Source organism: Cellulophaga lytica DSM 7489 (genome assembly GCF_000190595.1).
Taxonomy (GTDB): Bacteria; Bacteroidota; Bacteroidia; order Flavobacteriales; family Flavobacteriaceae; genus Cellulophaga; species Cellulophaga lytica.
Genome location: NC_015167.1, coordinates 1,244,344 through 1,260,350 on the forward strand (window position 1 = coordinate 1,244,344; position 16,007 = coordinate 1,260,350).

Annotated in this window: 13 protein-coding genes and 1 pseudogene; 8 read left to right on the plus strand and 6 right to left on the minus strand. The window is 33.1% G+C overall.

Features of this window, described 5'->3' with window-relative positions:
* Positions 1–10: 10 nt before the first annotated feature.
* Complete coding sequence (locus tag CELLY_RS05625; protein ID WP_013620692.1) at positions 11–640, minus strand: 2OG-Fe(II) oxygenase; 630 nt, start codon at positions 638–640, stop codon at positions 11–13.
* Positions 641–744: 104 nt separating this feature from the next.
* On the opposite strand from CELLY_RS05625, the gene CELLY_RS05630 reads away from it, so the two are divergent.
* From CELLY_RS05630 to CELLY_RS05640, 3 genes are all read left to right on the plus strand, one after another.
* Positions 745–1,119 carry a nuclear transport factor 2 family protein gene (locus CELLY_RS05630; RefSeq protein WP_013620693.1) on the plus strand — a complete coding sequence of 125 codons (375 nt, stop codon included), beginning with the start codon at positions 745–747 and terminating at the stop codon, positions 1,117–1,119.
* 132 nt (positions 1,120–1,251) lie between these two features.
* Positions 1,252–1,920 carry a hypothetical protein gene (locus tag CELLY_RS05635; RefSeq protein WP_042256708.1) on the plus strand — a complete coding sequence of 223 codons (669 nt, stop codon included), beginning with the start codon at positions 1,252–1,254 and terminating at the stop codon, positions 1,918–1,920.
* A 10-nt stretch (positions 1,921–1,930) separates the two neighbouring features.
* Complete coding sequence (locus CELLY_RS05640; RefSeq protein ID WP_013620694.1) at positions 1,931–2,779, plus strand: hypothetical protein; 849 nt, start codon at positions 1,931–1,933, stop codon at positions 2,777–2,779.
* 29 nt (positions 2,780–2,808) lie between these two features.
* Here the strand turns inward: CELLY_RS05640 and pbpC are convergent, their stop codons facing one another.
* Complete coding sequence (pbpC, locus tag CELLY_RS05645; RefSeq protein WP_013620695.1) at positions 2,809–5,181, minus strand: penicillin-binding protein 1C; 2,373 nt, start codon at positions 5,179–5,181, stop codon at positions 2,809–2,811.
* 22 nt (positions 5,182–5,203) lie between these two features.
* Entirely contained in the window at positions 5,204–5,560 is a 357-nt protein-coding gene (locus tag CELLY_RS05650; RefSeq protein ID WP_013620696.1) for a hypothetical protein, read from the minus strand.
* A gap of 94 nt (positions 5,561–5,654) precedes the next feature.
* On the opposite strand from CELLY_RS05650, the gene CELLY_RS05655 reads away from it, so the two are divergent.
* Positions 5,655–6,164 carry a CvpA family protein gene (locus CELLY_RS05655; RefSeq protein WP_013620697.1) on the plus strand — a complete coding sequence of 170 codons (510 nt, stop codon included), beginning with the start codon at positions 5,655–5,657 and terminating at the stop codon, positions 6,162–6,164.
* A gap of 69 nt (positions 6,165–6,233) precedes the next feature.
* Here CELLY_RS05655 and CELLY_RS05660 read toward each other — a convergent pair.
* The 3 genes and pseudogenes from CELLY_RS05660 to CELLY_RS05665 all read right to left on the minus strand — a co-directional run.
* Positions 6,234–6,593, minus strand: a pseudogene (locus tag CELLY_RS05660) (DUF5004 domain-containing protein); the annotation flags it as partial.
* A gap of 12 nt (positions 6,594–6,605) precedes the next feature.
* Entirely contained in the window at positions 6,606–6,740 is a 135-nt protein-coding gene (locus CELLY_RS17280) for a hypothetical protein (RefSeq protein ID WP_013620699.1), read from the minus strand.
* Positions 6,741–6,811: 71 nt separating this feature from the next.
* Entirely contained in the window at positions 6,812–12,322 is a 5,511-nt protein-coding gene (locus CELLY_RS05665; RefSeq protein WP_013620700.1) for an alpha-2-macroglobulin family protein, read from the minus strand.
* A gap of 186 nt (positions 12,323–12,508) precedes the next feature.
* Here CELLY_RS05665 and CELLY_RS05670 point away from each other — a divergent pair, with 186 nt between their 5' ends.
* From CELLY_RS05670 to amaB, 4 genes are all read left to right on the plus strand, one after another.
* Positions 12,509–12,979: a CAP domain-containing protein gene (locus CELLY_RS05670; RefSeq protein WP_013620701.1), complete on the plus strand. Its 471-nt coding sequence runs from the start codon at positions 12,509–12,511 to the stop codon at positions 12,977–12,979.
* Positions 12,980–13,140: 161 nt separating this feature from the next.
* Positions 13,141–13,611, plus strand: a complete 471-nt coding sequence (locus CELLY_RS05675; RefSeq protein WP_013620702.1) for a CAP domain-containing protein — start codon at positions 13,141–13,143, stop codon at positions 13,609–13,611.
* Positions 13,612–13,677: 66 nt separating this feature from the next.
* A complete protein-coding gene (locus tag CELLY_RS05680; protein WP_013620703.1) occupies positions 13,678–14,220 on the plus strand; it encodes a 3-hydroxyanthranilate 3,4-dioxygenase in 543 nt (180 codons plus the stop codon).
* A 114-nt stretch (positions 14,221–14,334) separates the two neighbouring features.
* Positions 14,335–15,888, plus strand: coding sequence for an L-piperidine-6-carboxylate dehydrogenase (gene amaB, locus CELLY_RS05685; protein WP_013620704.1), 1,554 nt, complete (start codon positions 14,335–14,337; stop codon positions 15,886–15,888).
* Positions 15,889–16,007: the final 119 nt, after the last annotated feature.

Here is a 16,007-nt window from a genome sequence, read left to right on the forward strand (position 1 = left end):
TAGTAAGTCTCTACCCTAAAAACTGCCCTAATTTAAATGGTGTCTGTAGTAACCATCCTGTTAAACTATATCTATCTTTATAAGATTTTAGTACAGCGTGCGGCACAACATCACTCTTAAACAATACGCACCTACCTGCTAATGGCTCTACTAAAAACGAGCTATTATCTGGTTTAAAAATTTCTAATTCTCCTCCATCTCCTTTTTGCCAACCTTCATTTAAATACACAATAAAAGAAATGGTACGGTTATTTCGGTTTTTAAATTGGTCTAGATGTTTAGTGTAATGACCGCCTGGAGGATAGTTTGCAAAATGAAACTCGTACCCAGATAAACTTAAAAAACAATACCTATTAAACACCTGTATTGCTTGGTCTACAACCTCCCAAAATGCAGCAATTTCTGTATCTCGTTCTTTAGTTAACCAAAAAGTATAGTCGCCTCTAATTTCTGTGTGTACTGCATTTTTATCTAATGCGCCTATACCTGCTTGTGCAAAATAATTTAGCTTAGATAAAAAGAATTCTCTAACTTCTAAATACGTGCTTGTATCTAAAAAATTATCAATTACCACATAATCGTTACAAGAAAGCTCATCTACCCAGGAGAGCCACTTCTCTATTTGTATTTCAGTGTTCAAATTCTTTTAAGAAAGTCGGCAAATATAGATTAAAAAAGTGTGCGTAAAACACGCAGATAACAACTCCCTTGAAAAAGCATTATCTTTAAAATAAAAAAGCGATAATGAGTACGGATTTAAAAGAAAAGGCAATTGCATTTTACAAAACTGCATATTTAGGAAATCCTAAAAAAGCAGTAGAATTATATGTTGGTGAAGAATATATACAACACAACCCAGACGTAGAAAATGGCACAGAAGGTTTTATAGCATATTTTGAGCGTATGCAAACAGAATACCCAGATAAAAGCATTGAGTTTGTAAGAGCAATTACAGAGGGTAACCTTGTTGCTTTACACACGCACCAAACGTGGCCTGGTAAAGACCAATACGTTACTATGGATTTTTTTAGATTTGACCAAAATGGTAAAATTGTAGAACATTGGGATGCTATACAGCAAATTCCTAAAACGTCTAAAAACCCAAATACAATGTACTAATGTGCATTGTTTTATGCACTAGAACTAAAAAAACTACCCAAAAGTACTTTTACAAAAATATCTCCGTTATAAGTTTTAACCAGTTTTAAGCATTTGCCTAAAACAAATAACCTTAACCAAATTTATAACCTTATGGACGGAATTAGAATACTTTTGCTTGTAGCAGGTGTTATTATTTTACTTATCAATTTTTTTATCAATTCTGGAAACATTATTAAAATTGTTAAATACTGTTTTCAAACCAACTCTATTGCCAATTATTGGGACTTAATTTTTAAAAGTTGCTTTAGTGGGCGCGCTATTATTTCCTCAATCATTGGGCTAATTTTAGCCATTATTATTTTTGTTATTATTGCTCCAATTATTTTAATAAGAAGTGCAATGGGCACCAAAAAAGTAAATAATTTGTTAGACGAGGGCTTGTTTTTTCAGTATCAAGATTTAAACTTAGAAAAAGACAATCTTACTTTTAAAACCAATATTAACAACGAGCTATTTTCAAATGTTCCGGAAATTAGTGTAACTGGCAAACTTAGGGTAGATGCTATTATTGCTATTAGTGAAATAACTAAAGAATGTGAGGCTAAAGGTATAAAATGCGAATATAAAGTAATGCACAAACTACCATTAGAAAACAAAACTGAAGCATTAATACCACTGTTTTTAACCGTAGACAACCAAGAGATTCCTACCTATTTTATTTATACACCAACACACGTGCAGCAGTATAAAAAAATACGAAATAAACTATACACCGCAGGTTATAAAAAAACTATTTATTTTTCAACTATTCAATTTTAAAAACAAAAAAATGACAAAAAAAGTTCTTGTTTGTATAGCATTAGGATTATGCACCAAATTAACATTAGCACAAGACGTAAATTTATTTGTAAATGATATTAAAGAAGAACGACATTTAGAGTCTGATAAAAGTTTTGTAGAACTTTCTGCTCTAATTAAAGGCATTAAGGTTGATGAATTTAACCAGGTAAAAATAAAATCTATCACTAACGCAGCTGCTGATGATGGTAGCACATTACAAAAAAAGGAAAGCTTTTTTGGTGATGACTATAGCAATAATAACGAATTAGATATTAAGCTTGAAGCACCAACGCGTAAAGCCACTAATTTGGTTAACATAGAAGGTGTTTTAAAATATTTTAGTCCTACCGAAGCTAATGGAGGAAAAGTAGTTGTTAAAAATCCGCTTAACTACTACAATAAAAATTTACTTGGTAAAAAATACAAAGACGTTAAAGTTACCTTAGTAGACAAAGCTGCTTTGGAAAAACTTAAAGAAAAAGATGAAAAAGAATACCAAAAAAAGCTTAACGAGTTAAAAGAATCTGGAGTAATAGCAGAAGGTATGGCAGAAACTGTTGATGCTTTTAAACAGTTTTTTGATGGTTTTGGAAGCTTTGGAAATGAAAATGCATTGTCTTTCTATGTAGAAGATCCTAACGAAAAAATTGTTGAAATTTTAATTTATAATGCTGATGGTGAAAAAATGAATTACGGCAGTAGTAAGTATGGCTCACATAAGCTTAGTATTAGCTTAAAAGAAGAAGCACAGCCAAACTGGACTATAGAAGTTTTAGTAGAAAGCGAACAAGCATTAAAAGAACTAAAGTTTAAAATAGCTAGTGTTCTTTTACCATAAAATATAATTTAATACTAGGGTAGTTACAGCTACTCTAGTATTGTTATCCAAATAACAGCATCATTACCAACCTCATCTACAACGGTAATTTTATGCACGCCTGGTTTTGGCAAAATAGCTATTTCATGAAATGTTGCTGTTTGCTTTACAAATCTATCGTCTACATACCAAAAAACTTTTGTTTTAGATTTAGAGTGTGCTATTTTTAAAACCAGCTCATTGGTTTCTCCTTCAAAATTTTTAGGCAAGGTTATTTTTGCTCCAGATTTTGGGTAAATAAACTCCATTACCTTAGCATTTTCAGTTTTACAATCGTTTCTAAAATCTGGTAATGTTTTGTACGTAACGTTGGTTTTTTTATAGTAAAACTCTTGTATAGGAGGCAATACAAACCAAGGCTTAGTTACCATATTCTCTAACAACTCACATGAAGTATTTACCTGAAACTGCTGCTTGGCATCTAAATGCACTAATTTATGGTAAGGGCAAGCCTTTACATAGTTTTGTTTGGCAGGTATACCTATTTTTTTAGTAGGGCAGTTAGGCGTTGCTAAATAACCGCTATTACTGCATACATCTATTTCTGTAAACTCATCTAAAGGCTTTAAAAACCAACTTGTTTTAGGTAAAACATTAAAAACATCAAATAAAATTGGTGCTGCACTAGTAACACCTGTAACATTTGGCCTACCCTCACCATCTGCATTACCAACCCAAACACCAACAACATAATTTTTGGTTGCTCCAATTGCCCAAGCATCTTTATTACCAAAACTGGTACCTGTTTTCCAGGCAATTGGTTTAGACGAGTCATAAAACTCCCAAGATTCTTGTCCCTCTGGTCTATTTACCTCTTTCATTGCTTCAAAAGTGAGGTATATACTTGCTGCATCAAAAATTGTTTTTTCTGTAGATTTTTTTCCAAAATCTACAGTATCATTTGCTTTTAACACTGGTTCTGCAAATTCCTTTGTAAAATATTCGCTAGATGTTGTATTAAAATGGTTTACCGTAGATGCCATAGATGCATAAGTTTTACACAAGTCCCAAAGACTACTTTCTGCACCTCCTAAAATTAATGTTAATCCATAATGATCTGCAGATTTGTTTATACCTTTTAGGTTAAACAAGTCTAACTGATCTCTAAATTTTTGCAGCCCGTAGGATTGTAACAACCTAACAGCAGGTATATTTAATGATCTAGCTAATGCCTTTTTAGCCTCTACAGCACCACTAAAGTCTTCATTAAAATTTTGAGGTGTGTACCCTGCAATTTGTGTAGGTATATCTGCAACCAACATATTGGGTAATAGCTCACCAGCATCTAACATTGCGGTATACAATAATGGTTTTATGGTACTACCTGTGCTACGGTTGGCTTGCACCATATCTACATCTTTTTGGTGATTTTTATCTGTTTTTGTGTTACCTACATATGCTAATACTTTGCGTGTATTAACATCTAAAACTAGAACAGCAGCATTATAAACCTGGTTTTGTTTTAAGTGAGAGTAGTGTTTTTGTACTACAGCATTTACACTTGCCTGCAAGGGAGCTTTTATAGTACTTACTACCCTTTCTCCTTTATGTTTTTTTGATAAATGTGTAACCAAATGCTGTGCATTTTGCGGCAAAGCATATGGTTTTTGAGGCAACTCTTCTAGCAAGGCTAGGTCATAAGTTGTTTTGTTAATTATACCATTAGCTAACAACTTACGCAGTAATTTATTTCTTTTTACTAACAAACGTTGCTGGTTTTTACCCGGATATATTAAACTTGGAGCATTTGGCAAAACGGCCAATGTTGCAGTTTCTGCCCAAGATAATTGATGAGATTTTAGTCCAAAATAACGCCAAGATGCAACCTCTAAGCCTACAACATTACCTCCATAGGGTGCATTACTAGCATACATTTTTAGTATTTCTTCTTTGCTATACCTAAACTCTAGGCGTGTTGCCCATATAAGCTCTATAAATTTTTCTGCATAAGATCTGCTTTTGCCTTTACGCGCTAAACGTATTACTTGTTGTGTTATGGTGCTACCACCACGTACTGTTTTACCTGCTTTTATATTTTGCCCAACAGCTTTTGCTATAGAAACAGGATTAAAACCAAAATGCTTGTAAAAGTGTGCATCTTCAAACTGTAGTAAACAATGCTCAAATTTTTTAGGTATGCTATCTACTTTAGGAAAACGCCATTGACCATCACTAGCAATTTGCGCTCCTAAAAGCAAACCTTCTTCACTCTCTACAACAGTAGCTGTTGGCACATTAAAAAGTTGTTTTGGTAAGCAAAAATAATATGCAATAAGCAGTACTGCTACTGCTATGCTTTTTTTAGGGTTGTTGCGTAAAAATTTACCAATTACCGTATTTTTAAGTTTTCCTACAAAACCCATATTAATAATTGTACTTTACTATTTAGTCTATGTATTGTTTTTCTACAAAATAGTTTACCAAAGCTTCTTTCATTAAAACACTTTGTTCGCCTGCTTTTAATGTTGGCAACTCTTCTTTTATTTTATAATGTGGCCATCCGTCTTCATCAAACATTTCAAACTCATAATAACCATAAGGCTCTAGTAACCTACATATGGCAATATGCATTAAATTTATTTTTTCGTCTTTTTTATATTTAGCGTGTGGTTTACCTAATTCTTGTATGCCTACCAAGTATATAATTGCATCTAGCTCTAGCGTATCACCATCTGCAAATTGTGCTGATAGTTTTTCTACTAAAACATCCCATCTCTCTTTTAATTCGGTATCTCTTGACATTGTTATAGTTGCAAAATTTATGTTGTTTTATTCTGTTTTTTAATAAGATGTAAAGGTACAAATCAATATCCTATATTTGTAAAAACACTTGAGAATGAATTTTTTAGACATTATACTTGGCATACTACTAATTTGGGGACTTTACAAAGGCATTAAAAACGGACTTTTAATAGAGGTAGCCTCCCTAGTAGCTTTAGTTGCTGGTATTTATACCGCCATACACTTCTCTTATATTATTGGCAATTACCTAACTGAAAAATGGCAATGGGACCAAAGCACTATACATATTGCATCTTCTATATTAACTTTTATTGTTGTTGTACTTATTATTAATTTGGTTGGCAAATTACTTACCAAAGTAGCTAAAGCTGTTATGCTAGGCACTTTAAATAGAATTGCTGGCGGACTATTTGGTGCGTTAAAGGTTGCCGTAATTATTGGAGCATTACTTTTGTTTTTAGACCAAGCCAACAACAAACTACAAATTGTAAAACAAGAAACTATAAAAAGTTCTGCTCTTTACACACCTATAAAAACTATAGGCGAGCTAGTTTTTACTTTTGTTATGGAAGAAACACAAGAACACCCTACAGAAACCCTTTAAAAACTACTTTTTTAAGCATAAAAAAGCGCCTAAGTAAAACTTAGACGCTCTAAGCTTTGTTGGTTATAATTAATTTTTAGTGTAGGTATATGTTACCTCAGCTTCAACCAATTGGTTATTTATATCTCTTATATTTAACAGACTTTCTATAGAAAAAGCTGTTTCATCTTCATTTAAATTTATTTGCGAACTAAAAATTGTACACGCACTAGAAAAATTTAAAACGCTACCCGTAAATTGCCAAGTTCCTAAAATATCACTCTTTTGCTCACAATCTGCAGCTGTTAAACCTTGTTTAAACGTAAAACTTCTGTCTGCCATAAAACTGTATATAGCATCATTTTGGCAATCTGTACTTTGTACAAAAATGTCTTTTATAGGGTTATCTTCTTCATCATCTGTTAAATCTACCGCCACACTAGATTCTACCGCCGTTAATACCTAAGTACCTTGTAACACGCTTTCTACCGCTGTTAATTCTCCTGTATAATCTTCTGCGCAAACCAGATCATCATCTGAAGAACAATTCAAGAATAAAACACCAAGTAAACCAATACAAGCTAATTTAAATTTCATAATTCTAATTTTATAATTGTTATATACTAATTAGAACCAAAAATTTAAAAAAGGTTGCGTAGAAGTTGTATTTATTTTACAACCTCTACCCAACGTCCTTTTGTACGTACCAGGTAATCATTATCATACATAGCTTCTGCTTGCACACCAGGTAAATAATATGTTCCTAGGTATGATGCATTTAGTAAAACTCTAAAGCTTTTAGTTTCATTTTCTCTTAAGTCAAAATAAAAATTAGCTCTATCATCTCTTAAATCTGTATAGGTTACATTGTTTTCTGCAAAGCTTCCAAAATCTGTAAAACGTGTGTTTACAATTTCCCATCCACTAGGAAAAATTTCTGTTAACGCTACATCTTCAATTTTACTATTGGTAGTATTTTTAAGTACAACCTCAGCAACAAAATCTGTTCCTTGTTGTATTTGTGATGCATCTATAACATTTCCATTTCTAGACTTATACACTACATTAACACTAAGGTTATTTTGCACTGTTTTTTCTTGCCCAACAGGTAACTTACCACTATTAACTAAGGTTACATAAAGTGTATTACCCTCATTATTTTTAATTTCTACAGAGTTGCTTCCTTTTTTAATAGAAAGCGCTCTGTTAGCTAATGTTTTACTAGTGCTAACATTATCTCTTTTACCATTAACTTTTAGCGTAGCTTTAATGCCTTTACCACCAACCATATCTGCAAACTTAGCCATTGCTAATAAGCTATATGCTGTACTTTGTGTACTCATATACTTATCACTATTTAAAGCTTCTGCAATTTCTTTTGCCAACTGCTGAGACGCTTTTTTGTTCTCCATTATAGACATAGTTTCTAATGCCATAGCTTTGTTACGCTCTGTAGACCCATAAGTGCCATAATTATGTTTACTATTTGTAAAATCTAACGTTGCACTGTTCATTAACTTAGCTGCTACAGATTTTTGACCAATAAGGGCATAAGCAGCTGCTAGTCTTAATTTAGATTGGTTAGACAAGTCTTTTGTTTCTTGTAACCTGTTCATAGACGCAACATCTGCACTACCAGCTAATGCCAAAGTGTATAAACGGTATGCTTGCGGCAACAGTGTATATCTACCACTGGTTCTATACTGCTTTGCTATATTTTTTTGATATGTAATCCATTTAGATTTAAACCCTATTGGCAACACATATCCTCTTTTTTCTGCTTCTAACATAAAGTGTCCTGCATAGGTTGTTCCCCAGTCATTAGCATTACTTTGACCTGGCCAATATGATAAACCTCCGTTTGATTTTTGGAAACCTGCTAAACGGTTTATAGCCATTTCTACATTTTTCTGTACTTTTTCTTTTTTAGACTTAGGCATATCAAAAATATCTGCTAAAAATAACTGTGGAAAAGCACCAGATGTAGTCTGCTCTACACAACCGTGTGGGTAACGAATTAAATACTGCATTCTACCATTAAAATTCATTGGAGGTAATGTAGATAGCTCTACAGATGCAGTATTAGTACCGTCTACACCAAAGGTTTCTAAACTAATGGTTTTACTACTATTAGCGTTTAATACATAGCTTGTAGCCTCTGCTGTTACTGGATTTGGATTTACCACATCTATTGGAATTTCAAAAGATGCTTTTTCTCCGTTACCTGACGCCTCTACAACTACTTTACCAATACCCTTAAAGTCTGAAACCTTAAGAACAAAATACGCCATTTTTTCATCTGGAGTAGTAAACTTTAACGACTTGCTATTGCCTGCTTCTATAGTAAAGGCTTTATTTTCTTTAATTTTTACTGTTACGTTTTTAACCTTTTTCTCCATAGCAAAAACAGTAACTGGTAATATTACAGATTCTCCTGGAGTTATTTTACGTGGTAATGATGCTAAAATCATTAGCGGTTTACGTACAGGGGTTGTTTTTTCTTGGCTACCATAGGCTTCTTTTTCTGAGTCTGCTGCAACAACCATAGTTCTAACAGAACCTACATATTTTGGTATTTTTATTTTGTGCGCTTTAGTTTGTCCTTTTTCTAATTTAAAAGGGCCTAAATGCACCACCATAGGCTCAAACCTATTTGCTTTTTTGTTTTTAGCCCCAGCAAGTTCATCATCACCACCAATAGCAAATACCTGATTTATTCTGCCGCCAAAGGCACCAATAACATCATCATAAATATCCCAAGTTTTTACTCCTAATGCCTCATTTGCATAAAAAGTTCCCCAAGGGTTTGGTGTTTTAAACCTTGTTAAATCTAACAAACCTTCATCTACAATAGCAATAGTATACGTCATTGCTTTGCCATCTTTTTCGCTTACTTTAACATTAATTGTTTCTTCTGGCCTAAGCACATCTGGCATTTCAATTTCTGGTTCTAATTTTGTTTCCTTATTTTCTACAGAGATTGGAATTACACCATACATACGTATTGGCAAATCGTTTTGTGTAGAAGCGTGTGGTTGCAATAAAGAAATATGAATAAACACGTTAGGTGTAAACTCTTTTGTCATTGGTATTGTAAACTTAGTTTCTCCTTTTTGGGCTTCTACCCAAAGAGACTCTAAAACCTCATTCCCATTTTCTACGGTAACCAATGCTCTTCCATTTTCTGAGCTAGGAAATGTAAAGGTTGCTGTTTCACCAACATTGTATTTTTCTTTATCCGATGAAAATAATAGCATTGTAGCCGCAGACGGATCGTTCTTTTTAGACTTACCTGCCCAACCTGGCCAATCTATATAAACCGCTTTACCAGTTGCGTGTCCGCCATTCTCATCTTCTACTCTAACTAAATACCTTCCCCAATCTGGATATTTCAATTCAAATTCAAAATTTCCTTTTCCTTTAGAGTTTGTACTAATTGTAGTTTCAAAAATCTTATTTCTGTAACCGCTATTGCCATAGTGAGTTAGGTTATCTTCAGAAGTCTCCCACCACCAGCGCCATTGTATTTTATATATGGCTACTTTTAAGTTTTTAGTTGCTTTTGGCTTTCCGTTTTGGTCTACAGAAACCACTTCAAAATTATGCTTTATGTCTGTTAACAACATCCCTTTAGACTTATCGCCTTTTGGCACATTAAGCCCTATATAAGTTTGGTAAGGAGAGTATTCTTTAGTAAAAACATCTGTACTAAAATCTCCTCCGTTTTCATAAACTTTAGTTACAAAAGATGCTTTTAACATTCCTGGAGGGTTACTCTCTAATTGTGGATTTATAGCGAAATTAGCTTTACCCTCTGCATCTATTTTACCATTATAAACCATTTGTTCTTCTGCAGAAAAACCTCTACTTGGATCATCAAAAATATAGCCTGGGTAATTTTTAAATTTTGTTTCTACCGCATTAAATTTAGCAGCTATATCTGTATTTAAATTTTTTGCAATTGCACCGTGCAACCACTTAACTTCCATTGTTCCTTTTATTGGTTTTCCTCCTTTTAAGATGCCCTTTCCAAAATCGTTTTTAATTTTTAACCTATTTGGTTTAATGGTTTCAATTTTAATGGTTTTTGTGAACTGCGCACCTCCTACAGATACTTTTGCCAACCAGTCTCCTGTCATAGCATCTTCATCTGTCTGTATAGGAAAACTATAAAAATTATTTACACCTACAGTTTTTACCTCTCTATGAACCACATCATTATATGGGTCTAACAATTCTAATTTTACAGGATGATTTGCTGGTAATTTATTTGCATTATCATTTAAAACAAAAGACAAGTACAACATATCTCCTGGACGCCAAACACCACGTTCTCCAAAAATATACCCTTTAATTCCTTTTTGTAATTTAACACCATTTACTTTAAACTTACTTACAGATAATGCGTTACCGTCATTAAGTTTAACGTAAGTTTTTTGCCCCTTAAACTCTGCTACTGCAAAAAATGCTAAGTGGTCTGCATCAAAAAAAGAAACTCCTTCTGCACTTGTTGTTACAGTACCTAATGCCTGTTGCTGGTAATTGTAAAAAGTAACTTTGGCACCTACTATTGGCTTGGCTGTTACTAGGTCTGATGTTGCAACAAAATAGCTGTTATTAATTCCTTTTTTTACAGTAACACCTATATCTGTGGCCAAAACATTAATTCCTACTTTTTTATTTACATAGTATGATGTGTGACAAGGATTTTCTCTTTCACTCCAGCTATAATCATTGTTGTAGTAACTTTCAGAATTATCCCAATAGCTACTTTCAGTTTCTTCATCAAAATCATCATTGTCTTCCTCTTCATCAAAAGGACTAAAGTTTGTGCCATCACTACAAGTATATAAACTGTATTGCGGTTTAAATGAAAACTCTACTCTGTAAATAGCTCCTTTTTCTGGTGTTATTAAGTTTGTTAAGTCTAAAGCATGTGCTTGCCATTTACCACTATTTACCGTAAGCTCATCTATTAATTCTAGTTTTTTACTTGCAATTGGCCTTGCAACTCTACGTAATTGGTTGTTACCACCTAACTCTGTTACTTGTAAAAACTGAAGTACATTGTTTTCATAAATACGAAATACCTTAACATCTACAGCTTTTAAGTTTACGGCCTCAAAATTTACTTTTAAGTTGGTAGATGATGGCAAAATAACACCGTTAGACAACGCTCTAACCTGTGGTTTAATTTGCTCAAAAGCTATACGCTCTGTATATTTTTTTTTAAGTTTTACACCGTCTCCTCTTTGTATACCATCAAAAACCTCTAACAATAAGGATCCTGTGTGGTTTTGTGACGGGTATAGGTATAATGTATTTCCTTTAATAGAGAATTTAGGGTTTGCATCATTCTCTAAAACTACTAACCCTTTTAAATTTTGACCTTTTTTTAATGGGTCTGAAAAATTAATTTTTACAACCGGACTACTTGTTTGTCTTACATCTACGTTTAATATTGAAAAGTTGTTTTTACCAGGAATCACAACATCAATTTTACCCTTTGTGTCAATATCAAAAGAGTTACCATCATAAGCCAATTCTAACTTTTCATCTTCTTTGTACCTTTTAATACTATCTAACTTAAACTGAAACTGAGTTCCATTTTTAGGGTTGTTATTATATTTAAAAGCTAACTTTTTACCTTTATAAGTAGCAGTGGTTAGTTTTTTTACGGTTTCTAGAGTTAAAACGTCTGCAGACCTTAATTGCAAGTCTATATATTGATATTCTTTTGAGTATGCCTGCATAGGACTTAACGTTACACTAAACTCTTGCTTTATTGTATTAACAGAAAAAGCAAACTCTTCTAAATCACTAGGAATATCTTTATAAATTTCTTTTAAGTTTACTAAAAAGGTATACTCAGTATTCTGCTTTAAAGCTTTTGACGGAGTAAAAACTATAGTATTTTCATTTATAGCTTTTATTTTTCCTGATGCACTAGGAGAAATATCTAAAATACTTGAGCTTAAATCTTTACCATTTGTCCAATCATTTACAGGCTTACTTAAAACAATTTGCACTGGTGCTTTTGTAGAAATAATACCTTGTGTATACTCAGACACATACTCTGCATATTTTGCAGCGGACTCTGCATCTACAGTTGTGACCTTTTTTTTACACCCAAAAAAAAGGGCTAAACATAAAACAAAAAAGATAGACTTGGTTTTCATAAAAAAATTAGTTTTGGTAAAAGTACTATTTAAAATACATAGAATACTCCCTGTAAACTGGGTATTATCCTGTTAAAAATAAATTATTTAACAACAACGTATTTATTTATCCTTTTGTTGCCACTTTTTATTTATCTTAACCATAAATTAAACCAACTTAACCATTAAACCTCTTTTACACTAACCATGTTAAAAAAGTTAACTTACGTATTACTAGTCCTTATAACCTCTATTGTTTTTAGCTGCTCTAAAGATAATTTAGAAGATGAAATTAACTTAATGAGCAATGCAGAGCTAGAAAACAACTTGTTCATACAAGTTAATTCTCATAGAGAATCTTTAGGTTTACAGCCATTAAAAACAAGTACTATTGCTAAAAAATATGCTACATCACATAGCGAGTATATGGCTAACACAAAAGATTTAAGCCATGCTAATTTTGAGGAAAGGGCAAAAGCCATAGCCAATGAAACCGGAGCCAATTACATAGCAGAAAACATTGCTAGTAGTTACACATCTGCTCAAGAAACATTGCAAAGTTGGCTACAAAGTGAAGGACATAAAGCCAATTTAGAAGGAGATTACACCCACACAGGTATTAGTGTTATGCACAAACAAAACGGCGATTATTATTATACCCAACTTTTTTACAAGTAAAAATATCATTGGTAACTACAATTAACTTTTAATAATGCACTTAATCTAAAAAAAAACATTTCACCGTTTTTAATTCGTCATACATAGTATTTAACACTAACACAAGCACTTATACTTATACCTTTACAACAACTATATTTTTTAAATGAAAATTGATTGTTATGTGTAAGATGAAAATTCCCCTAATTTCTCTTTTGCTTATTTTTTTTATAAGCTGTAATAAAACTGATGGTGTAGATGAACTTTATGAAGAAGTTGCAGCAACTCAAATGGAGGCTGAACTAATTACTTTAATTAACAACCACAGAACCAATATTGGCTTAGAAAAATTACAAATAAGTAATAATGCTTACAGGTACGCTAAAGAGCACAATATTTATATGATAAAAATTAATGCTATTAATCATGATAATTTTATAGAAAGAGCAGAAAATTTATCTTCTGAAACTAATGCAACTTTAGTAGCAGAAAATGTAGCAAACCAATACAGTAACGCCCAACAAATACTAAACGCTTGGCTAAATAGTCCTAACCATAAAGATAATATAGAAACCAATTATGAGTATACAGGAATTTGTATACTTACAAACACCAACGGTGAACACTACGTTACCCAAATCTTATACAAGTAACACGCGGTTAAACTATTTTCTTTTCTTAAATTTGATAAGCATTGTTGCTAACAAAAGAAAAGATATATGGCTATAAAAGCACCCTTTAATTTAAACAAATGGATCTCTGAAAATAGAGATACTTTAAAGCCACCTGTAGGTAATAAAAACTTATATAAAGATGCAGGTGATTATATAGTTATGGTTGTAGCAGGCCCAAACGCCAGAAAAGACTACCACTATAATGAAACCGAAGAACTTTTTTACCAACTAGAAGGTACTATAGAAGTACACATACAAGAAGACGGTAAAAAGAAAACTATGCAACTAGGCCCTGGAGATATGTACCTGCACCCCGCAAAAGTACCACATTCTCCTGTACGCCACAAAGACTCTATTGGCTTAGTTATAGAACGCAAAAGAAACAACCTTGGTGTAGATGATGGTTTACTTTGGTATTGTGACAATTGTAACCACAAACTTTATGAAGCTTATTTTACCTTAAACGATATTGAAAAAGACTTTCTAAGTCATTTTAAAATATTTTATGGTTCTAAAGAACACCGTACTTGCAACAACTGCGGCACTGTAATGCCTGTAGATAGTAGGTATACGGCAGATGAAGATTAGCTACCAAAGCATAAAAATTCCTAAAACAAACCAATACCTAGTTTTGTTAAACAAAGAACATTTATTTGTAACTTTGTGTGAAACGTAACAATTTTTAATATAAAAGTTATAAAAATGTCAGAAATAGCAGCATCTTTTGGAATAGAAAGCGCCTTAAAAGAATTGGGCCTTAAAGATATTAATGAAGGAACTTCTACCGGTTCTAATAATTTCTCTAACGGAGACATTATAGAAAGTTATTCCCCAGTAGACGGCAAACTTATTGGTAAAGTAAAAGCTACCACAAAAGAAGATTACAATATTGTAATGCAAACTGCTACTAGTGCTTTTAAAACCTGGAGGACAATGCCAGCTCCACAACGTGGAGAAATTGTACGTCAGTTTGGAGAAAAATTAAGAGAAAAAAAAGAAGCGCTTGGTAAACTTGTATCTTATGAAATGGGAAAAAGCTACCAAGAAGGTTTAGGTGAAGTTCAAGAAATGATAGATATATGCGACTTTGCTGTTGGATTATCTAGACAACTACACGGACTAACAATGCACTCTGAGCGTCCAGGACATAGAATGTATGAGCAATACCACCCACTTGGCGTAGTTGGTATTATATCTGCATTTAATTTTCCTGTTGCTGTGTGGGCTTGGAATACTGCTTTAGCTTGGATTTGCGGAGATGTATGCGTTTGGAAACCTAGCGAAAAAACACCTATGTGTGGCGTAGCATGCCAAAACATTGCTGCAGAAGTTTTTGCTGCTAATAACTTGCCAGAAGGTATTTGTAACTTAATAAATGGCGATTATAAGGTTGGTGAAATGATGACTAAAGACACCCGTATTCCTCTAGTTTCTGCCACAGGATCTACAAGAATGGGTAAAATTGTTGCTAAAGAGGTTGCTGGGCGTTTGGGTAAATCTTTGTTAGAATTAGGCGGTAACAACGCCATTATTGTTACACCAGATGCAGATATAAAAATGACTGTTATTGGCGCTGTATTTGGTGCTGTTGGTACTGCTGGCCAACGTTGCACATCTACACGTAGGTTAATTATACATGACTCTATTTATGATAAGGTAAAAGATGCCGTTATTAGTGCATACAATCAGCTGCGTATTGGTAATCCTTTAGATGAAAATAACCACGTTGGACCAATTATAGATAAAGATGCAGTAAAAATGTATCAAGATGCTTTAGACAAAGTTGTTAAAGAAGGTGGCAACATTGTAGTAGAAGGCGGTGTTTTAGAAGGAGAAGGTTATGAAAGTGGTTGCTATGTTAAACCAGCAATTGCAGAAGCTAAAAACTCTTTTGAAATTGTACAACATGAAACGTTTGCTCCTATTTTATACTTATTAAAATATTCTGGTGGTGTAGAAAATGCCCTAGAAATGCAAAACGGTGTTGCACAAGGCTTGTCTTCTGCAATTATGACTAATAATTTACGAGAAGCAGAACACTTTTTATCTGTTCAAGGATCTGACTGTGGTATTGCTAATGTAAACATTGGTACCTCTGGTGCAGAAATAGGTGGTGCTTTTGGTGGCGAAAAAGAAACTGGAGGAGGACGAGAGTCTGGTTCAGATGCTTGGAAAGTATATATGAGAAGACAAACAAATACTATTAACTATACTACAGAATTACCACTGGCACAAGGAATTAAATTTAACTTGTAACTAGTTTAATACAACATACAAAGCCGCTGCATACAATTGTATACAGCGGCTTTTTTTGTAATCACTAAATAAACTTAGCTAACTAACTAATATTATAATGAAAAAAACCCAAATTCAAT